This window comes from Ideonella sp. (genome assembly GCF_041287625.1).
In the GTDB taxonomy this organism is placed as follows: domain Bacteria; phylum Pseudomonadota; class Gammaproteobacteria; order Burkholderiales; family Burkholderiaceae_C; genus Ideonella.
In genome coordinates, this window is record NZ_JBGGNH010000004.1 from 25,017 (window position 1) to 46,649 (window position 21,633).

Consider the following 21,633-nt stretch of genomic DNA (forward strand, 5'->3'; position numbering starts at 1 on the left):
CGGAGCTTCTTCGCATGACCACGTCTTCTTCCGCCGCTGCCTTCCGCACCGAATCCGATTCCATGGGCGCCATGCAGGTGCCCGCCGAGGCGCTGTATGGCGCGCAGACCCAGCGCGCGGTGCTGAACTTCCCGATCAGCGGCCAGGCCATGCCGGCTGCGTTTGTGCACGCGCTGCTGGCCATCAAGGCCGCCGCGGCCGAGGCCAACCAGCAACTGGGCGGCATCAGCGCGGCCCAGGCCCAGGCCATCCAGGCGGCCGTGGCCGAACTGCAGGCGCTGCCGGACGAGGCCCTGCTGCGCCACTTCCCGGTCGACATCTTCCAGACCGGCTCGGGCACCAGCTCGAACATGAATGCCAACGAAGTGCTGGCCACGCTGGCCGGGCGCCGGCTGAACGACAAAGTCAGCGCCAACGACCATGTCAACGCCAGCCAGAGCAGCAACGACGTGGTGCCCAGTACCATCCACGTGGCCGCGGCGCAAGCCCTGCAGAACAAGCTGCTGCCAGCGCTGCAAGGCCTGATCAGCACCACGCTGGACAAGGCCCAGGCCACGCATGCGCACGTCAAGACCGGCCGCACCCATTTGATGGACGCCATGCCGGTGCGCCTGAGCCAGGCGCTGGAAGGCTGGGCCGCGCAGCTCGCACTGGCGCAGGGCCAGCTGCAAGGCGTGCTGCCGTTGCTGCAGAAGCTGGCGCTGGGCGGCACCGCAGTGGGCACCGGCGTGAACGCCGATCCGCGGTTCGCCGCGCTGTGCTGCAGCGCGCTGAACCGGCAGACCGGCCTGGCCGGCCTGACTTTTGCGCCCGGCGAGAACCGCTTTGCGCTGATGGGCGCGCAGGACACGGCTGTGGCCGCCTCCGGCGCGCTGAAGACGCTGGCTGTCGCGCTGATGAAGATTGCCAACGACCTGCGCTGGATGAACTCCGGCCCGCTGGCCGGCCTGGGCGAGATCGAGCTGCAGGCGCTGCAGCCGGGCTCGTCCATCATGCCGGGCAAGGTCAACCCGGTGATCCCGGAAGCCACCGCGATGGTCGCCGCGCAGGTCATCGGCAACGACGCCGCGCTGACCATCGCCGGCCAGTCCGGCAACTTCGAGCTCAACGTGATGCTGCCGCTGGTCGCCCGCAACCTGCTGGAAAGCATTGCGCTGCTGGCCGGCGTGATGCCCCAGCTGGCAGGCAAGGCCATCGCCAGCTTCCGCGTCAACGAACAGCGGCTCAAGCAGGCGCTGTCGCGCAACCCGATCCTCGTGACGGCGCTGAACCCGATCATCGGCTACGCCAAGGCCGCCGAGATCGCCAAGCTGGCCTACAAGGAGGACCGTCCCATCGTCGACGTGGCGGCCGAGAACACCGACATCCCGCGGGCCGAACTCGAAAAGCTCCTGGACTCCGCCCATTTGACCGGCCAGGACTGACGCGGCACGGTCAGGCCGACGGCGCGGTGCTGCGTGCCACCTGGCCGGCGGCCAGTTCGCTGGCGGCCAGCTTCTTGATCTGCAGCCCGTCGATCTTCTCGACCCAGAAGGCCAGGCGGTCCTTCAGCGCGAGGTGCTCGTCGTACGGCGCCTCGTAACTCCAGACCACGTCGGGCAGCGTCTGGTCGCCCGAGTGCAGCGCGTAGTAGCTCGCGTCGCCCTTGAACGGGCAGTGCGAAGTGGTCTGCGTGCGCGTCAGCATCGCGGCCTTCACATCGCTGCGCGGGAAGTAGTAACGCGGCGGGCTCTTGTCTTCGTCGACCTCGATCACGTCGCTCGAATCAGCCAGCGTCTGGCCATGCCACTCCACCACCATGCGCTGCCTCAGGTGCCGCTCGCGCACTTGGTGGTCCGGGTGTTCCTTGTGTCCTGGAGAGGGGTTCATGAGGGTCTCCTGTCGGTCCATGTTGAAGCCGTCAGCTGTCCAAACGGGCCGAGCTGGATGCCCTGTGTGGCAATCCGCGTGCCGCCGCAGGCACGGCCCGCAATGCGGTAGCCTCTCGGGCAATGCACAGGAGCTGACCCTTGGACGCCACGACCTTCCGCAACCCGGCCAACCACGGTTTCACCCGCGTGGCGGTGGCCGTTCCGCGCAATCGCGTGGCCGACCCCGCCTTCAACGCCGAGCAGACCATCGCGCTCTACCAGGCCGCCGCGGCCGAAGGCGCCTCGCTCGTCGTCTTCCACGAGCTGGGCCTCACCGGCTACAGCTGCGACGACCTGTTCCACCAGCAGGCCCTGCAGCGCGCCGCCGAAGCCGCGCTGCTGCGCGTGGCCGAGGCCACGCAGGGGCTGGACACGCTGGCCTTGGTGGGCCTGCCGCTGCGGGTGGACCACAGCCTGTTCAACTGCGCCGCGGTGCTGCAGCGCGGCCAGGTCCTGGGCATCGTGCCGAAGACATATTTGCCGAACTACGGCGAGTTTTACGAGGCGCGCCAGTTCAACCCGGCGGCCAATGCGCAAAGCACTGAGGTGACGATCGGCCCGCAGCGCGTGCCGTTTGGCAATGACCTGCTGTTCGCCGCCACCGACCAGCCGTTGCTGCAGCTGCACGTGGAGATCTGCGAGGACCTGTGGGTGCCCATCCCGCCGTCCAGCCATGCAGCGCTGGCGGGCGCCACGGTGCTGGCCAATTTGTCGGCCTCCAACGTGACCATCGGCAAGGCCGGCTACCGGCGCGCGCTGGTCATGCAGCAGGCAGCGCGTTGCCAGGCAGCCTACCTCTACAGCTCGGCTGGCACCGGAGAGTCCACCACCGACCTGGCCTGGGACGGCCAGTCGCTCATTTCCGAATGCGGCGAGCTGCTGAAGGAGTCGGAGCGTTTCCTGACCGATTCGCACTGGATCAGCGCCGACGTGGACCTGGAACGCATTGCCAACGAGCGCCAGCGCCAGAACTCGTTTGGCCACCAGACGGCTCAGCTGCGCCAGCAGATCAACCACTTCCGCCGCGTGCCGTTCCAGGTCGGCACCAGCGCGCTGACCGGCCCGCTGCGCCGCCGTGTCGAACGTTTCCCGTATGTGCCGGCAGACGCCTCGCGGCGCGACGAGCGCTGCCAGGAGGTCTACGACATCCAGGTCCAGGGCCTGGCGCAGCGCATTGCCTCCAGCGGCATCGGCAAGCTGGTCATCGGCATCTCCGGCGGGCTGGATTCGACCCAGGCGCTGCTGGTCTGCGCCCGCGCGATGGACCTGCTGGGCCGCCCGCGCAGCGACATCCTGGCCTACACCATGCCCGGTTTCGCCACCAGCGGCCGCACGCTGGACCAGGCGCTGCGGCTGATGGCGGCCATCGGCTGCCAGGCCGAGCAGATCGACATCCGGCCCAGTTGCGAGCAGATGCTGCGCGACATCGGCCACCCGTACGCGCGGGGCGAGAAGGTCTACGACATCAGCTTCGAGAACGTGCAGGCCGGCGAGCGCACCAGCCACCTGTTCCGCCTGGCCAACCAGCACGGCGGCATGGTGGTCGGCACCGGCGACCTGAGCGAGCTGGCGCTGGGCTGGTGCACCTACGGCGTGGGCGACCACATGTCCCACTACAACGTCAACGCCAGCGTGCCCAAGACGCTGATCAAGCACCTGGTGCGCTGGGTGGCGGACTCGGGCCAGATCGGCCCGGCCGGCAGCCAGGTGCTGCACGACGTGCTGGACACCGAGGTCAGCCCCGAGCTGATCCCGGCCGATGCCGCCGCCAGCGTTGGCAGCCAGCCGGCGCAAAGCACCGAAGCCAGCATCGGCCCTTACGCACTGCACGACTTTTTCCTGTTCTACATCCTGCGCCACGGCTTCGCGCCATCCAAGGTGGCCTACCTGGCCTGGAGCGCCTGGCACGACGAGGCCGCGGGTCAATGGCCAGAAGGCCCGGACGTGGCCCGCACCGCCTACGTGCTGCCGGCCATCCGCCAGCACCTGCGCACCTTCCTGCACCGCTTCTTCACCACCAGCCAGTTCAAGCGCAGCTGCGTGCCGAACGCGCCCAAGGTCGGTTCCGGCGGCTCCCTCTCGCCCCGCGGCGACTGGCGAGCACCGAGCGATGCGACCGCCGCCGCCTGGTTGGCCGAACTGGAAAAAGTGCCGCAGGAATAGCCGGCGAGCGAGGCAAGGGCAGCGGAGCGGATTCAGCGACCCGGCACGTTCGGGTGGCGGTCAGCCCAATTGGGCACGTGGTCGCCGTCGCGGTCTCGATCGCGGGAATTCGGCACGCCGTCGCGGTCACGGTCATGCCTGGCCCAGTAGCCGGCTGTCAGGTGCCATTCGCCGTTGCGCTGAACCCAGGTCGGATGGTTGTACACATAGCCCGGCCGTTCGCGGACCCAGGTGCCGGCCACCCAGTAGTGCTGGTTGCCGCGGTAGCTCCAGTAGCCAGGGGTCCACAGGTAACCGGGGCGTGGCGGCGGCACGACCTCGTAACGCGGTGCGGGCGGCGCAATCCGCACCACCAAGTCCACAGCCGCCGACGCCTGGGTCGGCAGCGCCGCGGCGAACGGAGCTGCAAGCGACAAGGCAATGATGGAAGCTTTCAACATCTTGATCTCCTTCTTTGGCAGTGATGCCATAGATGAAGACTCCCACGTTCGAGGTCTTGCTCACATCGGACGAGCGCGGATGGCGCTGTAGGCCCATGCCTTCAGCATCTTGCCGGGTGCTTCACATGCGCTTCACCCGCGGTTTACACAGCGCTCAGGCGGCCTGCAGACCGGTTTCCCGGTTCATGCGCAATGCCAGTTGCCACAAGCGCATTGCACGGCCGACAAACACGCCGCTGAACACACCATACGCCGCCGACATGGCCGACGCAAAGCCGAGCTGCTGTGCCATCGCCGGCTGCATCGCCACCAGCACGCCCACGACATACTTGGTCACGAAGATGCCCATCATCAGCATCAGCGGCACGGCGCTGCCAGGCACCAGGCACTCGCGGCTGGCCGTGTCGTAGCGCAGGCCTTGCGGCAGCGGCCGGCGCACTACCAGCGCTGTCGCGAGCGCCGCCGCCAGCGCCCAGGCCAGCAGCGCCACCGGCGTGGCATGAAAGGCCGACCACACGCCGGCCACCGACAGCCCGGTCATCAGCAGCGCCACCAGCGTGATGCGCGAAAGTTTCATGCGGCGCGCCATCATCTGCCTGCCGCCCAGCCACAGCAAGCCGGCGAACAGTGCGAAGACCCACGTGGGGGTGTGAGAGACGATTTGCATCAGCATGGTGGGTTCCTTGAGGGTGGGCATTGGGATTCGATTCGGATGCCATGCATCGCGATGACCGCACTGTGCCCATGCCCGCCTCTTGCCAACAGCGGCTTGCGACGAGCCACCGCGGACGGTCGCCAAATGCGGCCCGCCGGCGCGAAATGCAGCCACCTCAGGCGCTTCCCGCGCCACCAGCTCGCCGATCTGCCGCGCCGGGGGGCGGATGGTGCTGAGGCTGGGCATCGCCGCCTTCCAGGGCGGATCCATCGACGCCTGGATCGTCTGGGACCCGTACCTCACCATCGCCCGGTCCGCCACCCAGGCCCGCCTGCTCAGCGCCCCCGGGCTGGACACCGGCACCCCCTGGAGCTTCTACGAGGCCCGCCGCGACTTCGCCCAGGCGAACCCGGCCATCGTGCGCGCCCTCGTCGGCTGGATCGCCGAAACCGGCGCCTGGGCCAACAGCCACCAGGCCGAAGCGGCGCACATCCTCGCGCCACTGCTGGGCCTGGACGAGACGCCGGCCTTGAAGCTGCAGCAGCGGCAGCACTACGGCACGGCGCCAACCAACGCCGCCATCGCCGCTTCGCAGCAGGCCGTGGCGGACGCGTTCTTCGAGCTGAAGGTGATTCCGAAAACGGTGCAGGTCAAAGAGAACTTCTGGCCGGCGTTGGGGTGAGGTCGTCGAGCACGCCGTGTCGATCAGGAATCAACTGTCGTTGGCCGGTGTTGCGCCGCAGGCGGCCGCCTTCCGGACGGGCATCACAACGCCAACATCCCGCCCAGGCGCACCTCTCCGGCCCTCGATCTCGCCCCACAAACCAACCTGCGCCGTCTGGCGCAAAGCAGCCTGGGCCTTGCAGGCGATGTGACCTGGGCCGCCGCTCCCAAGAATCTCGTTGCGCAAGTGCCTCTGCCCAGGGCCCGACCTGGCCCGGCAGTCACTCCCACCTGCCCTCTTGATGGAGAAGCGAGATGCTAGAGAAAGCCTATGGTGCGCAATGCGCGGCCTGTGAATGCCATGCCCATGCGGCGCTGGCGCGTTGGCGGCACAACCTGGCGCTGCTCGCGCTGGCGTTGGGCAGCTTCTGCATCGGCACCTCAGAGTTCGCCAGCATGGGCATCCTGCAGTTGTTCTCCGCGGGCCTGGGGGTGGACCTTGCCACGGCCACCTATGCGATTGCGGCCTATGCCGTTGGCGTGGTGATCGGGGGGCCGGCGGTGACGCTGGCGGCGGCGCGGCTGAACCGCCGCAGCCTGCTGCAGGCCTTGATGGCGCTCTTCGTGCTGGGCAATGTGCTCTCCGCAGTGGCGCCCAACATGGCGGCGCTGGTGGCGGCGCGTTTCATCAGCGGCATTCCGCAAGGCGCCTACTTCGGCGCCGGGGCCGTTGTGGCGTCGCACTTCGTGGGCAGGGACCAGGGCGGCAAGGCGTTTGCGCTGGTGATGATGGGCTTGACGGTGGCGACCATCTTCGGCTCACCGCTGGCCACCTTTCTGGGGCAACAGCTGGGCTGGCGGCAAACCTACCTGGCCGTGTCGGGCGCGGGCGTGCTGTCATGGCTGGCCTTGTGGGCCTGGGTGCCACGCACCGACGAACTGCGCGGTGGGCCGGTGGGCCAGGAACTGGTGGCGCTGCGCAAGCGCAAGGTGTGGACGCTGATGGGCGTGGCCGCGCTGGGCGTGGCCAGCATCTTCGCGGTGTACACCTTCATCGGGCCGCTGGTGGTGGACGCTAACCGGCTGGACGCATCCTTCGTGCCCATTGCGCTGGCGGTGTTCGGCATTGGCATGACGGTGGGCAACCTCGTCGGCGGCCGGCTGGCGGACCGCTTCGAATCGCTGGGCCTGGTGCTTGGCTTCGGGCTGGCGCTGGCCGTCCTGGCCGTGCTGGCTTGGCGCGGCGACAGTGTCTGGGTGCTGATGCCGGCGCTGTTCGGCGTGGGGGCGACCATCATGCTGGCCATCCCGACCATCCAGGTGCAGCTGACCCGCGCAGCCCCAGAGGCACCGACGCTGATGGGCGCGATGAACCTGGCCGCGCTGAACACCGCGAACGCACTCGGCGCCTGGGCCGGCGGCGTGCTGGTCAGCGCGGGGCATGGCCTGCTGTCCTGCGCGCTGGCCGGCTTTGCGCTGACCTTGGCGGGGCTGGTGGTCTATTGGGTGACGCGGCCGGGTGCCTCGCCCCGGCCCGACACTCGCCAGGCCGAGTTCGCCTGAGCGGCGAGCAGCGACTCATGAGCAGCAGCGGGCGGTGCGGCCTGCTGCAACAGGCCGCGACGATGGGCGATGGCAATCGCCTGGGTGCGGCTGGTGGCCCCCAGCTTGCCGAAGGCCGAGCGCAGGTGGGACTTGACCGTGCCCGAGGTGATGCCCAGGCGGTTGGCGATGGACTTGTTGCACAGTCCTTCGATCACCAGGCCCAGCACCGCCTGCTCGCGCCGCGTCAAGGCTTCCGCGGCCACGTTTTCGGCGAGCTTGGAGGCCACCTTGGCGCTCAGCACGCGCTGACCGGGCCGCACGCTGTGGATGGCAGTGACCAACAGCTCCGGGGAGTCGTCGATCAGCAGATAGCCCTGCACGCCGGCAGACAGCGCGGCGCGGATGTCGCACTCGCGGTCCGAGTCGGTGACGACCAGCACCTGGGGCGGCGCGTGAAGCCGGGCCGGCCGACCGGCGAACCGGACCCACTCGATGCCGCGTGAATGGTCGGCCACCACCACATCCGGCGTGGCATTCGCGCCGCGGCCGCCGGGCCTGTCTTCGCCCAGGCTGCAGCGCAGGTCCGCATGCGGCGCCAGCATCGCCATCAGCCCGGCCCGCACCAGCGGGCTGCCGTGACAGATCAGCACCTGGATCGTTCGCGCGGTCGCGCCAACATGTGGCTCGCAGCCTCGTGGCGAGGCATCGAGTGAGTCGTCTCTGACCTGTTCCAGCGTGTTCATGTGGGCTCCTCACGGGTTCAGCGGGGATGGCGGGATGCGTGGCGGCTTCATCGCGGCAGCCAGCCGATCGTCCGGGCATGCAGGCTGTGGATGTAGAGCCGGCCGGCGGTTTCGGTGGCGCCGGTGGTCTCGGGATAGGCACCGCCCGGGTCCTGCAGGTCTTCGGTGATGCGCCCGCCTTCATCGAAGGCGAACACATGCCCATAGGGCTCGCCCAGCGGCAACAGGAAGCGCGGCAGGCGCAGCAGCACTTTGCGCAGGAAAGGCTTGTCGGCCAGCCCGTCGGCCGCCGGATTGCGGGGCTTGAACAGGCCGACCCAGATGCGTCCGTCACGCCCGCGCACCAGGTTGTCGGGGTAGCCCGGCAGGTTGTCCAGCAAGACCATGGCCTGCGGGGATGGCACGCCCACGTCCAGCGCCTGCGCGGCGCTGGCGACGCGCCAGATCCGGTAGCGGCCGGTCTCGGAGACGAACAGCGACTGCCCGTCCGACGACAGGGCCAGCCCGTTGGCGAACGAGAAGCCGCGGGCCACGACGCGCGTGCGGCCGGAGGCCGGGTCATGCGCCAGCACGCGGCCGGTGGCGGCCTGCTCCAGGATGTCCAGCACGCTGGCCTCCAGCGTGCCACCCCACTCGGCGGGCGCAAAACGGCCGGACGCATCGGTGAAGTAGATGGTGCCGTCCGGCGCGACCAGCACCGCGTTGGCATAGCGGATCGGATCGACAGCGCCCAGGTGGTCGACGCTGTTGGCGAGCTGCTTCACCTGCCCGTCGGGCGTGATGGCCAGCAGGCCCTTCATCGCGTCGGCCGCGATCATGCGGCCCTGGGCGTCGAAGTCGAAGCCGAGCACGCGGCCGCCGGTGTTCGCGAAGACCTGCTGGCCCGCGCCGTCCGGCGCCATGCGCAGCAGCTTGCCGCCGTCCATTGCAGCGTAGAGCCTGCCGTCCGGCCCCAGCGCGATGTGCTCCGGGCCTGACTCGGCGTCGATGTCGATCTGGCGCAGGTTCGCCAGCCGGGTGTTGGCGGCAAACGGGCCGCTGAAGCCTGTCGGTGGCGAGACCTGCCAGGCCACCGGCTTGATCGGCACAGGCCAGGCGCAGAGGTAGGCGGTGGCTGCAGCCACCACGGTGACGCTGCCCCAGGCGATCCAGGCGGCGCGCCTGGAACACAGGGTGACCTTGCGGTGAGTGCGCATGGCCTTACCCGCCGCTGCGCTGGAAGGAGCCGTGGAAACCCAGCGGGATCAGGCTGGGCACCTCGGCACTGGCGAGCAGCGCCAGCGTCTTCGCATCGATGATGGCCAGCATGGACGAGGCCTCGTCCTGCGCCGCGCCCACGCTGAGCAGCACGCCATCGTCTTCGCCATCGCCTTGCGGCCGCGCGACAAACAGCGGCTCGCCGAAGATGTGCGTGTCGTGGCTGAACGTGCGGGTCTCGCCGCGCTGCAGGTCCGCCTTGACGATGGCCGAGCCGTAGCTGCCACCCGGCTGTGCGCCATTGGACGCGCCCCAGGCGAAGCGATAGGCCTGCCCGCTGACGCGCCGCTGGTTCGTCGCCGGAAACTCGAAGCCCACGCTGCTCAGCGGCTCGCTGCGCGCCCGCTCGACGCCCGGCGTCATCACGATCCGTGTCAAAGCAGGCCTCAGCTCGGGCAGCCGCGCCAGCATGTGGTCCACGCGCAGTTCGCGCACGATGTCGGCATCCGGGTAGGCCAGCAGGTCCAGCACCGTGTCGCCCTCGTGCTCGTAGGCGTTGACGGTGTGGAAGGCAAAGAAGGCTTCGGTGACATGCTCGCGCACCGCGCCGGTCGCGCGGTCGATCAGCACCAGGCGCGTGCCATCTTCCGGGCGCCACTGGAAATGGTCGATGTAGGCCCGGTTGGAGAACGGCATGTCCAGCGGTGCGGCTGCGAACGGGTGCGCCACCAGGATCACATGCCGCGGCGTGAGCCCGAACGCATGGATGTAGGGCACGCGGTTCGTGCGCCAGGTGCCGATCACGTCCCGCTTCCGTGAAGCCGGGCCATGCGCATAGGCCGACACCGTCACCTGCCGGCCGAACTGGACCGCCAGGTTCACAACGCGGTTCCGTTCGAAATCGAGGTGCGGATGCGCCGTCATCATTGCCCCATGCAGGGCGTCATTCCCGTAGTCCAAGTAGCCCAGCGAGGCCAGCGTCTCGGGGTCGATCAGGTGCTGGCGGTCGCTCTCGGTGAGCGCCACCAAGTCATCGCCAAACTTCAGGATGTTGACGTTGGCGTTGTCGCTGGCGCGTGGCACCGGCTTGAGCACCCGGCGCCACAGCGCCCGTTCGCTGGGCGTGCCGAAGGTCGCCAGCTCGGCTGTGCCCAGCGACGCCTCACGCGCCGCTTCGGAGTCCAGCAGGCGCGAGCGGAAGTCCACTGCCGGCGGCTGGATGCGGAAGGCGTAGATCATGCCCAGGCCATCGAACCAATGCTGCGCATGCCAGCCGCTGGTGTCGAACAGCACTGGGCAGGTGCGCAGCACTTCGCCCTGCAGCCAGGACGGCACTTCGCCGCGCACGCGGGCCGGGATGGCGGTGTGCTGCTCGGGCGAATGGCGAAACGGGGCCAGCGTCTCGATCGAACGGGGCTCGGATGAAATATCGCTCATGTTCCAGTCTCCTGTGGGGGAAGAGCCATCAATGCCGTCGTCGGTGCCGGCCAGCATCTGGCTGCTGGAAAACTTCAGGTCACATTGCGTCTGCGGCAATGCCATCGCATCCATCCAACGGCGGAGGACGCCAGCATCTCCCGGTGCCAGCGCCGCTGCCAAGTTAAGGGTGGTTAAGGTTTTCCGGAACCGGCGCCCGCGGGCTCAACCCGTGCCAGATCAGCCCCCATGGCCCGGCTGGCGAGCAGGAAGTGCAGCGCCGACCAGGCGATGAAGACCGCCACGCCGCACAGCGCGTAACGCAGCGCCGCCGCGCCGAACTTCGGCGCCAGCAGGTCGCTCGTCCAGCCGATGGCCGCCGGTCCCACCGAAGCGCCCACCAGCACAATGCAGAACTGCACCACGGCGGTGGCCGTGGCCCGCATGTCGTCCGGCGCCAGCAACTGGATGTTGGCCCAGGTTGGGGCATGGCACAGCAGCCCCAGCAGGTGCACCAGGGTCAGCAGCAGCAGCGCCAGGCCCACGGGCTCGCACAGCCAGGCGCCGAGCGCGGCCGGCGCGCACAAGGCCACGCCGATGGCTGGCACCAGCTGGCGCCAGCGGGCGTCCTTGCGGCCCAGGTGGTCCGCCAGGATGCCGCCGCCCAGGATGCCGATGACGCCGCCAATGCCGCTGGCCATGCCCAGCGCCAGGCCGGCCTGCGTGGCCGTGTGGCCGTGCACGCGCATCAGGAAGGCGGGCCCAAACACCGTCATCGCGAAATAGGCAATGCCGAACAGCACGCAGGCCGCGGTGGTGTGCGCATACGAGCGCAAACGGAAGAGCTGCCTCAATGCAGCGGCGAAGCTGCTGGCGGACCGGTCCGGCGGCCGCACGGCCGGCGTGGCGGGCAAGGCCACCCAGGCCAGCAGCGCCAGCAGCACACCCGGCAGGCCGATGACGAAAAACGCCTGCCGCCAGCCCAGCGTGTCATTGATCCAGCCACCCAGCACCAGGCCCAGCGTGCCGCCAATGGGTACGGCCAACGAGAACACCGCATAGGCCAGCGCGCGGCCTTGCACCGCAAAAAGCCGTGCGATCAGCGCGTGCGCGGCGGGCATGGAACCCGACTCCCCCGCCGCGACGAAAGCCCTCGCCGCGATCAGATGAAAAAAGCCCTGCGCCAGCCCGCTCAGCGCGGTGGCGAGGCTCCAGACCGCCAGCGAGCCCACCAGCACCAGCCGCGCGCCGTAGCGATCCGCGAGGCGCGCCAGCAGCAGCGCGCAGCACGAGAACACCAGCGCAAACGGCAGGCCGGCCATCAGGCCGAACTGCGCGTCGGTCAGCTTGAGTTCGCTGCGGATGGCGGTGACGAGGATGTAGGGCAGCTGACGGTCAACGAAATTGAAGACATTGACCAGCAGCAGCAGCAACAGCAGCACCCACCCGTTTCGGCGAGCGGAGGGATCGAAACTCATGGCGTCCTGGCGCTCCCGATGGCGAGAAAATTTGAGGGCTGGCACGGCGGCTCGTGCAATTTACCGTTGCCTCGCCAGCCGCACCAGGGGCTTGGCGCCTCACCGGAAGGGAAGACCTGGCCCTGCGCCATTCGGACCACCGCTTTCTGTACCATCGCAGCGGCCTCGCATCGGTGAAGGACATGACCGGCGATCTCGACAACCCGACCTCCCGCTCCTACGCATTCGGGCGCTTTGCGCTGTTTCCCGAGCGGCGGCAATTGCTGGACGGCGACACACCGGTGCGCCTGGGCGGGCGGGCCCTGGACCTGCTGATCGCGCTGGTTGAAAGCGCCGGCGAGACGGTCGACAAGCGAGCGTTGATGCAGCGGGCCTGGCCCACGGTGGTCGTCGAAGAAGGCAACCTGAAGGTGCACATGGCGTCATTGCGCCGCCTGCTGGGTGACACCCCTCCCCACGTGCAGTTCATCGCCACAGACGCCGGACGTGGCTACCGCTTCGTGGCCCGGGTCCGGTCCGAAGGGCTGGCCCAACCCCGCCTGGGCCTGGAAGACGAGACCTGGCGACACAACCTGCCGATTGCCACCACGCGCATCGTGGGCCGGGCGGAAACGATCGAGACCATCCAGCACAAGCTGGCGGACTCACGTCTCATCTCCATCGTGGGCGCCGGCGGCATTGGCAAGACGACGGTGGCCCTGGCCGCCGCCGAGGGGGTGCTGAACCGCTTCGAGCATGGTGTGTTCCTGGTCGAGCTGGCGCCGCTGAAGGACCCTGCACTGGTGCCCCATGCCATTGCCACCGCCATCGGGCTGACGGCCCATTCACCGAACATGCTGGCGGCGTTGAGCGGCTTCCTGCGCCACCGCCGCATGCTGCTGTTGCTCGACAGCTGCGAGCACCTGATCGCCGCTGCGGCCGACTGCGCCGACCGCCTGCTATCGGCCTCGGCTGGCCTGAAGATCATCGCCACCAGCCGCGAGCCGCTGGCGCTGGGCGGCGAGCGCGTGTTGCGCCTGCCGGGCCTGGAGGTACCACCGGCCAGCCCTCGACTCCAGGCCGAGCGGGCCCAGGCCTTCCCCGCCGTACAACTTTTCGTGGACCGTGCCAGCGACCGGCTCGACGGCTATCGGCTCAGCGATGCCGACGCGCCGTTGGTGGCAGCCATTTGCCGCCGGCTGGACGGCCTGGCGTTGGCCATCGAGCTGGCGGCCACCCGCATCGACGCCTTCGGGGTGCGCGAGCTGCTGGCCCAACTGGACGGCCGCATCAGTCTGCTGCAGGGGCGCGCAGGCACCGAACGCCACCGCACGCTCACGGCCACCATCGACTGGAGCTACGAGCTGCTGGCGGAAAGCGAGCGCAAGGTGATGCGGCGGCTGTCGGTCTTCGCGGGCGTGTTCGGCTTGGCCTCAGCCAGCGTCGTCGCGGCAGACGATGGCCTGCGCCCAGCCGAGGTGCGCGACGCGCTGGCCAGCCTGGTGGCCAAGTCCTTGCTGGTGGCCGAGGTGGCCGAGCTGGAGGCGCGCTACCGCCAGCTCGACACCACGCGGGCCTACGCGGCGCAACAGCTGCTGGCCGCGGGCGAGCTGCCGGCCACCCGCAGGCGGCATGCGCTGCACTTCCTGCAGCTGGCCCAGCACGCCGCCAAGGACTGCGTGCGCCTGAGCCCGGCTGACTGGATCAAGCGCCACGCCGCCGCGATCGACGACCTGCGCGCCGCGCTGGACTGGGCCTTCGAAGCGTCCGGCGACGACGGACTGGCGGTGCGCCTGGGCGTGGTCACCATCCCGTTCTGGAAGCAACTGTCGCTGGTGGCGGAATGCCGGTCGGCCGTAGAGCGTTTGCTCGGCCACCGCTTCGACGCGGCGCGCAGCCGGCGCGACGAACTGGTCCTGCATCTGAACCTGGGCGCCACGCTGCTGCACACCCACGGGCCACTGGTGGAGGTGAAGGCCGCGCTGACGCAGGGCCTGGCGATCGCCGAGGAGATTGACGATTCGCAGTTGCAGCTGGAGTGCCTGCGCGGCCTGTCCGAGTACGAGCTCTGGTCCGGCGACTCCCGCTCGGTGCTGGCGCTCTCGGAACGCATCCGCGCGATCGCGGAAACCCTGCAGCACGGCAGCGCCGGCGCGGACGCCGACGCCCAGGCCGGGTCCGCGTTCTGGTACCTGGCCGACTTCTCGGCCTCCCGGCGCAGCTTCGAATCCATCATCAGCCGGCCGATGCCGCTGGACCTGCGCTCCGGTGCCGCCCGCTCGGAACTCAGCCAGCGCCTGTCCGCGCGCGGCAACCTGGCCTCGTTGCTGTGGCTGCAGGGCCTGCCGGACCAGGCGGTGGAACTGTCGCGGCGGCAGCGCGAGGAGGCCGAAGCGTCCTGCAATGCCGTGCTGCTGTGCTACGCGCTGATCCACGGTTCGGTGGTCGTCTCGCTCTATGTGCGGGACCACGAAGCCGTTGCCCGCTACCTGGCACTGGGCGAAAACCATGCCGAGGAACACGGCCTGACCGTCTGGCAAATGATGGCCAGGATGGTCCGCGGGCGCCTGAACCTGGACACCGGCCAGGCCTTCGACTTCAGCGGCTACCGCGAGACGCTGGCCGACCTGCACGGGCGAGGGTTTCGCATGCGCTACCCGAACTACCTGACCAACTACGCAGAAGCGCTGGCGCGCCAGGGCGACCTGGGGGCCGGGCTGGCGGTGCTCGAAGAGGCCTTCGCCCTGGCCCGCAGCCAGGGCAACGTGGTGGGCGTGCCGGAGATGCTGCGCATCAAGGGCAACATGCTTCGCCTCGAAGGCCGCCAGGGATGGGACGGCGCGGTCGAATGCTTCACGCAATCCATCCAGCTGGCGCAACAGCAGGGCGGCTTGTCCTGGGTGCTCAGGACCGCGAGCGACCTGGTCGAGCTGTGGCGCGAGTGCGGCGGCAGCCCGCAGGCCGAGGCGTTGCTGGCCTCGACCCATGCGCAGTTCAGCGAAGGCCTGGGCACGGGTGACCTGCGGCGGGCACGGGCGCTGATCGACTCGCGGCCCTGAGCGGGCCGCCGCCTGGGTTCGCCAACCCAGCAGGCGCACGGCGCATCAATGCCTTTGGTGGCAGTTCGGCTTGGCCGCTGCGAGGGATGAAGTGCCGCGCTGTGCCGCAGCACACTGGCTCGGCTCCCTCCACTCTGACCACCGAGGACCCCCGATGCGATCCACTGCACCAAGCTCTCCCTTCAGAAGCCTGCCGTTTCTGCTGGGCGCCATGACGCTGACCCTGGGCGTCATGCCCGAAAGCCAGGCGGCCGCGCCCGCCGAGCGCATCCGCAACGTCGTGCTGGTACACGGCGCGTTTGTCGACGGTGGCGGCTGGGAACAGGTCTACCGGCTGCTGAGCGACAAGGGCTACAAGGTCAGCGTGGTGCAGCACCCCACGCTCTCGCTGGCCGCCGACGTGGCGGCGACCAAGGCGGTGCTCGATGCCCAGGACGGGCCGGTGGTGCTGGTCGGCCACTCCTACGGCGGTGTCGTCGTAACCGAGGCCGGCAACGACCCCAAGGTCGCCCGGCTGGTCTACATCGCCGCCTTCATGCCGGACAAGGGCGAGTCGGTGCAGAAGCTCATCGGCGAACCGTCGCCCGGCGCGCCGCCGCCGGCCATCCTGCCGCCAGTCAACGGCTTCCTCTGGATCGACAAGGCGCGCTTCGCCAGCGCCTTTTGTGCCGACCTGCCGGCGCCCAGGGCGCAGTTCCTGGCCAATGCACAAGTGCCCTGGGGCGTCGCGGCCTTCGCCGGTGAGGTCACCACCGCCGCCTGGCGAGACAAACCCAGCTGGTCCCTGGTCGCGCAGGAGGACCACATGATCCCGCCCGACGCGCAGCGCGGCATGTCCAAGCGGGCCGGCGCGGTGGTGGTCGAGGCGCGGGGCAGCCATGCCATCTTCGAATCGAAGCCGGCCGCGGTCGTGGCGCTGATCGAACGGGCAGCGATGAACCGGCCCTGATCGGCCCCTGATCGATACTTGCCGGATCACCTGAAGCAAGGAGATCCGCATGATCTGGCAAGCGCTGCGTTGGCTCAGCCCTTTGGCCTTGTTTGCCTGGTGCGCCGCCGCCAGCCAGGCCCAGGTCCCCGCGCCAGCCGCGCCGGCCGCCTCCGCCGTGATGGACCTGCTGCGCCAGGCCGCGCCCAAGGTCGTGCCCTTCAGCGCGGACGAGATCGACCGGGTGCAGGCGGGCAAAGGCCTGACGGACTGCTTCTGGGTCGGCACCGTCTCGCCCAGCACCTTCAACATCCTCAGCCCGGACCTGGCGGTCACCTACTGGATCTCGCAGTTCCGGCTGCCGGCGGGGGCAAAGCTGGTGTTGAAGGGCGAATACCCGCGGGCGCGCTACATGTCGTTTGCCTCGTACAACCCGCAGGGTCAGCCAGTGGACGGCCTGGCGGACGATGCGATCGCGCCGGACGCCGGCAGCGTCAACCCGTTCCGCCCCGGCGCGCAGCGTCTGGCCACGCCGCGGCAGTTCACGGTCACGGTGCAGGCGCGGTCGCTGCAGGCCGGCGTGCGGGTGGACGAAGCCACGCGGCCGGCCAACACGATTTTCGTGCCGACCGACGAGCCGACTTACCAGCTCTGGCTGCGCGTGTATGCGCCGGACGCGGGCCTGGGCCCGCTGGGTGGCGCGAAGCTGCCGCGGCCGGTGATGACGCTGGCCGATGGCAGCCAGGTGGACGGTAACGCGCTGTGCCGCGGCTACGTGGTGAAGGACCGGGCGGTGCGGGATTTCCGGGCGAGCAAGGCGGGCAACCAGGCGGTGTTCGCGGTGCCGGGCGCCAAGGCGCCGTACCACCCGGCCCAGCCGGTGCCGCGCTGGAACGGCTTCTACAACCCGTTGCTGACGATGGCCAGCGTGTTGATCAACACGCCGTTCGAGGAAGCGCGCAGCCGCATGGACGCGACCCGCCGCAGCGGTTTCTACGGCACGCTGGACAACTACTACATGTCGGCCTACGTGGACGACCGCTACGGCGAGCTGCTGGTGATCCAGGGCAAGGCGCCGCGCACGCCGCACACGCTGCAGGGCAACCCGGTGATGGACGCCAACGTGGACCTGCGCTACTGGTCCTTCTGCAAGGGCCGCTCGATCCACGACGGCGCGGTGGACGCCTGCCTGATGGACGAGCAGGTGCCGCAGGACGCGAACCAGCGCTACACGCTGGTGGTCTCCACGCCCGCCAACCGGCCGGCCAACGCGCGTGCCGAGTGCGGTGTGGCCTGGCTGCCCTGGGGCGTGGGCGACGGCATGGACAACCCGCACGGCGGCTATGTGATCCACCGCCACATGAAGCCCTCGCCCGGCTTCACGCAAAGCCTGTGGGCCACGCAGAAGCCGGGCGACGAAGCGGCCACGCTGGGCGAGTACTACCCGGTGGCGGCGTACCTGGGCAAGGCGGCGTTCGAGGCGCGTGGCTGCCCGGTGAAGCCGTGAGCGTTGAGGGAATCTGCCGCATTCATCCCGTAGGATGGCCGGATGTCGCTTCCTGCCGCCGTCAGCCCCTTGCACCTGGCCGTTCTCGATGACGAGCCCGACATCACCGCGCTGCTGGCCAGCTACCTGCAGGGCCGCGGCTACCGGGTCACGCAGCTGCACAGCGGCCGCGCGCTGATGGCGCTGATGGCGAGCGACCCGCCGGTGCTGGTGCTGCTGGACCTGGGCCTGCCCGGCGAAGACGGCTTTTCCATCGCGCGCCAGTTGCGGGAGCACTGGCGCTGCGGGCTGGTGATCGTGACCGGCCGCGGGGATGCGGTGGACAAGGTCGTGGGCCTGGAGGTGGGTGCAGACGACTACGTCACCAAGCCTTTCGACCTGCGCGAACTGCTGGCCCGCATCAAGGCCGTGCTGCGGCGCATTGCCCCTGACGAAGCCACCGCGCCCGCCACGCCATCTGCTCCCGCGGCTGCTGCCGCAGCGACCAGCCTGCAGCGCTTTGCCGGTTGGTCGCTGGACACCGCGGCACGCCGGCTGCTGGACGCGCAAGGCCGGGAAACCGCGCTGACCACCGGTGAGTTCGACCTGCTGAGCACCTTCCTGCTGCACGCCGGCCGGGTGCTCTCGCGCGACTTCCTGCTGGAGCAGACGCGGGGCCGCAGCGCGGCACCGTTCGACCGCACGATCGACGTGCAGGTGGGCCGGCTGCGCAAGAAGCTGGAGGCCGACGCGGACGACCCGCAGATCATCAAGTCGGTGCGCGGCGCGGGCTACATCCTGGTGGCGGCGGTGACCAGGGACTGAGCGGCATGGACACCTCCCCCCCTCTCCCACCCGCTGCCGGCCTGCCGCCCGGGCTGGACGAACGCGAGGTCTTCCGCTCGTTGTTCGCGGCCTACCCGGACGCACTGATCGTCACCGACGCCAGCGGCACCATCGTGCTGGCCAACCCCTCGGCGGCAACGCTGCTGGGCTACACGCCCGAGCAGCTGGTGGGCCTGAACGTGGACGTGCTGGTGCCCGACGCGATCCGCCCGCAGCATGCGGCCTACCGCGAGGGCTATGCCCACCGGCCGCGCACCCGGCCGATGGGCACGCAGATGGACCTGGTGGCCAAGCGGCGCGATGGCAGCGAGGTGATGGTCGAGATCGCGCTGAGCCCGCTGCAAAGCCAGGGCCAGCCGCTGGTGGTGGCCGCCATCCGCGACATCGGCAGCTACCCGCGGGTGAAGCAGGCCTTGCAGCGCGCCCGCTACAGCGAGCACCTGGCGCAGCTCGGCCGCGCCGCGGTGGACGCACGCGACCCGCAGGTGCTGCTGGACCAGGTGCCGGCGATTGCCGGACAGGCGCTGCAGGTCGAGCTGGCCTCGGTCTACCTGCTCACGGCGGACCGGCTGAACTTCAGGCTGGTGAGCGGCTTTGGCGCGCTGGCAGAGGAACCCATCGGCTCTCAGCTGGCCAACCTGCCCGACAGCCCGCTGGCCTTCGTGCTGGCCCAGGGCAAACCGGTGGCGGTGGCCGACTACCGGCGCGAGCAGCGCTTCGTGGTGCCGCCCGCCTACCTGGCGGCGGGGCTGACCAGCGGGCTGGGCGTGCCCTTGTCCGACCGCGGGCGCACCATTGGCGCACTCGTGGTGCGCTCGCGCGAGGCGCAACGCTTCGGCGAAGATGAGCAACGCTTCCTCGAATCACTGGCCAACCTGCTGACCACCAGCCTGCAGCGGGCCGAGTCCGAAGAGGCGCTGAACCATGCGCAGCGGCTGGAAAGCGTGGGCCAGTTGACCGGTGGCATTGCGCACGACTTCAACAACCTGCTGACGGTTATCCAGGGCAACCTGCAGGTGCTGGAGGAATTGCCGACGCTGGCTGCCGACCCGCACGCGCTGCAGCTGGTGGACGCGGCCACCCGGGCCAGCCGCCGCGGCGCCGAGCTGACCGGCAAGCTGCTGGCCTTCTCACGCCGCCAGGTGCTGCAGCCCAGCGCGGTGGACGTGGGCCAGCTGCTGCTCTCGCTGGCCGGCATGCTGCGCCGCACGCTGGACCAGCGCATCCAGATTGCCGTCGAACCGCTGGCCGAATTGCCGCCGGTGCTGGCCGACCCGGGGCAGCTCGAATCCACGCTGCTGAACATTGCCATCAACGCACGCGACGCGATGCCCGAAGGCGGCACGCTGCGCTTTGCAGCCACGCCGCACGCCAGCCTGCCCGAAGCCTTGTGCAGCGAACTGGAAGACCCGGCCCAGGCCGAGCGCGGCTTTGTGGCGATTGCCATCCGCGACACCGGCAGCGGCATGTCCGAAGAGGTCAAGGAGCGCGCCTTCGAGCCTTTTTTCACGACCAAGGAGGCCGGCCGTGGCACCGGGCTGGGGCTGAGCACGGTGTACGGTTTCATCAAGCAATCCAGGGGCGCCATCACGCTGGACAGCGCGCCGGGCCGCGGCACCTGCATCACGCTCTACATTCCTTCGGTGGCCGAGTCGCGGCCCGCCGCCACCGGGCAGGTGGCGCCGGCCGAAGCGCTGCCGCCGGGCCTGCGGGTGCTGCTGGTGGAAGACGACCCCGAGGTGCGCGAGGTGGTGCGGCAGTTCCTCGTCGCACTGGGCTGCGAGGCCACGCCAGTGGCCAGCGGCGAAGCGGCCTGGCCACTGCTGGACGCGCCTGAAGCAAGCTTCGACGTGCTGCTCAGCGACATCGCGCTGGGCGCCGGCATGCGCGGCACCCAGCTGGCCACGCGGGCCCGGGAGCGCTGGCCGCGGCTGGCCGTGCTGCTGATGTCCGGCTTCTCGGCCGAACTGCTGGAAGCCGACCGCGACTCGCCGCCGGACTGGGAACTGCTGCGCAAGCCCTACAGCCGCAGCGAACTGGCGCAGGCGCTGGCGCGGGTGGTCGACAAGGCTTGAATCACTGCAGTGTCGGTGCGGCAGGCAGTTCGACCGACACCGGCGAAAGGCAGCGCTGCACAAAGGCCGACAGCGCGCCCACATCCGGGACCTGCACCTCGCGGCGGCCCTTCTCGGCGAAGCAGATGATGCCGTCGCGCGCCAGGCGCGACAGCGCGCGGCTGACCGTCTCCAGCGTCATGCCCAGGTAGTTGCCGATCTCGGCGCGGCTCATGCGCAGCGTGAACTGGTCAGTGCGCAAACCCCGCTGGGCCAGTGACTCGGTCCAGTAGCGCAGGAAGTCGGCCACCCGGGCATCGGCCGGCAGCGTGCAGACGGACATCAATGAATCGCGGTCGTGCGAGATCTCGCGGCTCATGGCCTGGTGCAGCACCGTCAGCAGCGCCGGCTGGCGCAGGCTCGCGGCCAGCAATGCGTCGTAGCGGATGGTCCAGACCTCGCCGGTGTCCATCGCGACGGCATCGCAGCCATGGCAACCCTGGGCAATGCCATCGAAGCCCAGCCAGTCGCCGCGGAACTTCAGGCCCACGACCTGCTCGCGGCCGTCGGCCGACAGGCGCACCAGCTTCACGAAGCCGGCGTTCATCAGGTACAGGCTGCCGAAGGCCTCGCCGGCCTGGTAGATGGCCTCGCCGGCATGCACGACGCGGCGCTGCGGCGCCAGCGTGTCGGCGATCAGGGCCAGCGTCCGGGTGATCTGCACTGCGGCACTCAGCTCGCTGCGCTCGAAGCCGCCGAACTTGGGGGCCGGCAGCTGCGGCATCAGGGAGGTGGCGGAAACGGCGGCGGTGTTGAGCATCAGGATCTCCAGGGCGGTGGCATTCGTTCGGGTTGGAATGAATGCTAGGCAGGGCCTGCAACACGGCCGCCAATGGCCTGCATCGCTCGGTAACAGTGGGTCAATGGACTGTCTCAGCCGCGTATCAGGCCGGACCGGCGGCGGCGGGTTTGACGCCGCGCAAATGCGCCCCGTGCCGCGGCCGCTAGGCTGGGTCCTCCGCGCAATGAAGGCTTGCGCCCTCCATCGCCGCAACCATGCCCGCCCGCTCC

The 21,633-nt window shown here is 69.5% G+C and carries 17 protein-coding genes; 9 read left to right on the forward strand and 8 right to left on the reverse strand.

The genetic code is table 11. The features are described 5' to 3' along the window. Nucleotides 1-14 precede the first annotated feature (14 nt). Nucleotides 15-1,424 (forward strand): class II fumarate hydratase, encoded by a 1,410-nt coding sequence (locus tag ACAH41_RS00525; protein ID WP_325650071.1) that lies wholly within the window; start codon nucleotides 15-17, stop codon nucleotides 1,422-1,424. Nucleotides 1,425-1,434: 10 nt separating this feature from the next. Here the strand turns inward: ACAH41_RS00525 and ACAH41_RS00530 are convergent, their stop codons facing one another. Continuing rightward, complete coding sequence (locus ACAH41_RS00530) at nucleotides 1,435-1,869, reverse strand: DUF427 domain-containing protein (RefSeq protein WP_325650073.1); 435 nt, start codon at nucleotides 1,867-1,869, stop codon at nucleotides 1,435-1,437. 140 nt (nucleotides 1,870-2,009) lie between these two features. On the opposite strand from ACAH41_RS00530, the gene ACAH41_RS00535 reads away from it, so the two are divergent. Next, nucleotides 2,010-4,073, forward strand: a complete 2,064-nt coding sequence (locus tag ACAH41_RS00535) for an NAD(+) synthase (protein WP_370538118.1) — start codon at nucleotides 2,010-2,012, stop codon at nucleotides 4,071-4,073. Between the two features lie 32 nt (nucleotides 4,074-4,105). Here the strand turns inward: ACAH41_RS00535 and ACAH41_RS00540 are convergent, their stop codons facing one another. After that, nucleotides 4,106-4,513, reverse strand: a complete 408-nt coding sequence (locus ACAH41_RS00540; protein ID WP_325652237.1) for a hypothetical protein — start codon at nucleotides 4,511-4,513, stop codon at nucleotides 4,106-4,108. Between the two features lie 154 nt (nucleotides 4,514-4,667). Then, nucleotides 4,668-5,186: a DUF6622 family protein gene (locus ACAH41_RS00545; protein WP_370538119.1), complete on the reverse strand. Its 519-nt coding sequence runs from the start codon at nucleotides 5,184-5,186 to the stop codon at nucleotides 4,668-4,670. 208 nt (nucleotides 5,187-5,394) lie between these two features. Between ACAH41_RS00545 and ACAH41_RS00550 the strand changes: the two genes are divergently transcribed. Then, entirely contained in the window at nucleotides 5,395-5,850 is a 456-nt protein-coding gene (locus tag ACAH41_RS00550; RefSeq protein ID WP_325652239.1) for a hypothetical protein, read from the forward strand. Nucleotides 5,851-6,146: 296 nt separating this feature from the next. Further along, a complete protein-coding gene (locus tag ACAH41_RS00555; protein WP_325652240.1) occupies nucleotides 6,147-7,394 on the forward strand; it encodes an MFS transporter in 1,248 nt (415 codons plus the stop codon). Here ACAH41_RS00555 and ACAH41_RS00560 read toward each other — a convergent pair. The 4 genes from ACAH41_RS00560 to ACAH41_RS00575 form a co-directional block, all read right to left on the reverse strand. After that, a complete protein-coding gene (locus ACAH41_RS00560; protein ID WP_325652241.1) occupies nucleotides 7,331-8,119 on the reverse strand; it encodes a response regulator transcription factor in 789 nt (262 codons plus the stop codon). The genes ACAH41_RS00555 and ACAH41_RS00560 overlap by 64 nt on opposite strands. Nucleotides 8,120-8,166: 47 nt before the next feature. Then, nucleotides 8,167-9,315: an SMP-30/gluconolactonase/LRE family protein gene (locus ACAH41_RS00565; RefSeq protein ID WP_325652242.1), complete on the reverse strand. Its 1,149-nt coding sequence runs from the start codon at nucleotides 9,313-9,315 to the stop codon at nucleotides 8,167-8,169. A gap of 4 nt (nucleotides 9,316-9,319) precedes the next feature. Continuing rightward, complete coding sequence (locus ACAH41_RS00570; RefSeq protein WP_325652243.1) at nucleotides 9,320-10,858, reverse strand: carotenoid oxygenase family protein; 1,539 nt, start codon at nucleotides 10,856-10,858, stop codon at nucleotides 9,320-9,322. 68 nt (nucleotides 10,859-10,926) lie between these two features. Then, nucleotides 10,927-12,210: an MFS transporter gene (locus ACAH41_RS00575; protein ID WP_325652244.1), complete on the reverse strand. Its 1,284-nt coding sequence runs from the start codon at nucleotides 12,208-12,210 to the stop codon at nucleotides 10,927-10,929. Between the two features lie 182 nt (nucleotides 12,211-12,392). Here ACAH41_RS00575 and ACAH41_RS00580 point away from each other — a divergent pair, with 182 nt between their 5' ends. The 5 genes from ACAH41_RS00580 to ACAH41_RS00600 all read left to right on the forward strand — a co-directional run bounded on the left by ACAH41_RS00580 (nucleotide 12,393) and on the right by ACAH41_RS00600 (nucleotide 20,583). After that, complete coding sequence (locus ACAH41_RS00580) at nucleotides 12,393-15,248, forward strand: winged helix-turn-helix domain-containing protein (RefSeq protein ID WP_325652246.1); 2,856 nt, start codon at nucleotides 12,393-12,395, stop codon at nucleotides 15,246-15,248. A 211-nt stretch (nucleotides 15,249-15,459) separates the two neighbouring features. After that, nucleotides 15,460-16,197: an alpha/beta hydrolase gene (locus tag ACAH41_RS00585; RefSeq protein ID WP_325652247.1), complete on the forward strand. Its 738-nt coding sequence runs from the start codon at nucleotides 15,460-15,462 to the stop codon at nucleotides 16,195-16,197. Between the two features lie 49 nt (nucleotides 16,198-16,246). Continuing rightward, a complete protein-coding gene (locus ACAH41_RS00590; RefSeq protein ID WP_325652248.1) occupies nucleotides 16,247-17,683 on the forward strand; it encodes a hypothetical protein in 1,437 nt (478 codons plus the stop codon). A 42-nt stretch (nucleotides 17,684-17,725) separates the two neighbouring features. Then, a complete protein-coding gene (locus ACAH41_RS00595; protein ID WP_325652249.1) occupies nucleotides 17,726-18,487 on the forward strand; it encodes a response regulator transcription factor in 762 nt (253 codons plus the stop codon). Between the two features lie 5 nt (nucleotides 18,488-18,492). Then, the gene (locus ACAH41_RS00600; protein ID WP_325652251.1) at nucleotides 18,493-20,583 is read left to right on the forward strand and encodes a PAS domain S-box protein; all 2,091 of its coding nucleotides are present in this window, start codon (nucleotides 18,493-18,495) and stop codon (nucleotides 20,581-20,583) included. 1 nt (nucleotide 20,584) lies between these two features. On the opposite strand, the gene ACAH41_RS00605 is transcribed toward ACAH41_RS00600, so the two are convergent. Continuing rightward, nucleotides 20,585-21,382: a helix-turn-helix domain-containing protein gene (locus ACAH41_RS00605; protein ID WP_325652252.1), complete on the reverse strand. Its 798-nt coding sequence runs from the start codon at nucleotides 21,380-21,382 to the stop codon at nucleotides 20,585-20,587. Between the last annotated feature and the right edge of the window lie 251 nt (nucleotides 21,383-21,633).

Excerpts from the sequence above, each read along its gene's own strand:
- ACAH41_RS00555 (WP_325652240.1), top strand. The coding sequence starts at position 6,147 with ATGCTAGAGAAAGCCTATGGTGCGCAATGCGCGGCCTGTGAATGCCAT.
- ACAH41_RS00565 (WP_325652242.1), bottom strand. The coding sequence starts at position 9,315 with ATGCGCACTCACCGCAAGGTCACCCTGTGTTCCAGGCGCGCCGCCTGG.
- ACAH41_RS00580 (WP_325652246.1), top strand. The coding sequence starts at position 12,393 with ATGACCGGCGATCTCGACAACCCGACCTCCCGCTCCTACGCATTCGGG.
- ACAH41_RS00570 (WP_325652243.1), bottom strand. The coding sequence starts at position 10,858 with ATGGCATTGCCGCAGACGCAATGTGACCTGAAGTTTTCCAGCAGCCAG.
- ACAH41_RS00605 (WP_325652252.1), bottom strand. The coding sequence starts at position 21,382 with ATGCTCAACACCGCCGCCGTTTCCGCCACCTCCCTGATGCCGCAGCTG.
- ACAH41_RS00600 (WP_325652251.1), top strand. The coding sequence starts at position 18,493 with ATGGACACCTCCCCCCCTCTCCCACCCGCTGCCGGCCTGCCGCCCGGG.
- ACAH41_RS00525 (WP_325650071.1), top strand. The coding sequence starts at position 15 with ATGACCACGTCTTCTTCCGCCGCTGCCTTCCGCACCGAATCCGATTCC.
- ACAH41_RS00590 (WP_325652248.1), top strand. The coding sequence starts at position 16,247 with ATGATCTGGCAAGCGCTGCGTTGGCTCAGCCCTTTGGCCTTGTTTGCC.
- ACAH41_RS00545 (WP_370538119.1), bottom strand. The coding sequence starts at position 5,186 with ATGCTGATGCAAATCGTCTCTCACACCCCCACGTGGGTCTTCGCACTG.
- ACAH41_RS00560 (WP_325652241.1), bottom strand. The coding sequence starts at position 8,119 with ATGAACACGCTGGAACAGGTCAGAGACGACTCACTCGATGCCTCGCCA.
- ACAH41_RS00540 (WP_325652237.1), bottom strand. The coding sequence starts at position 4,513 with ATGTTGAAAGCTTCCATCATTGCCTTGTCGCTTGCAGCTCCGTTCGCC.
- ACAH41_RS00575 (WP_325652244.1), bottom strand. The coding sequence starts at position 12,210 with ATGAGTTTCGATCCCTCCGCTCGCCGAAACGGGTGGGTGCTGCTGTTG.
- ACAH41_RS00595 (WP_325652249.1), top strand. The coding sequence starts at position 17,726 with ATGTCGCTTCCTGCCGCCGTCAGCCCCTTGCACCTGGCCGTTCTCGAT.
- ACAH41_RS00585 (WP_325652247.1), top strand. The coding sequence starts at position 15,460 with ATGACGCTGACCCTGGGCGTCATGCCCGAAAGCCAGGCGGCCGCGCCC.
- ACAH41_RS00530 (WP_325650073.1), bottom strand. The coding sequence starts at position 1,869 with ATGAACCCCTCTCCAGGACACAAGGAACACCCGGACCACCAAGTGCGC.
- ACAH41_RS00550 (WP_325652239.1), top strand. The coding sequence starts at position 5,395 with ATGGTGCTGAGGCTGGGCATCGCCGCCTTCCAGGGCGGATCCATCGAC.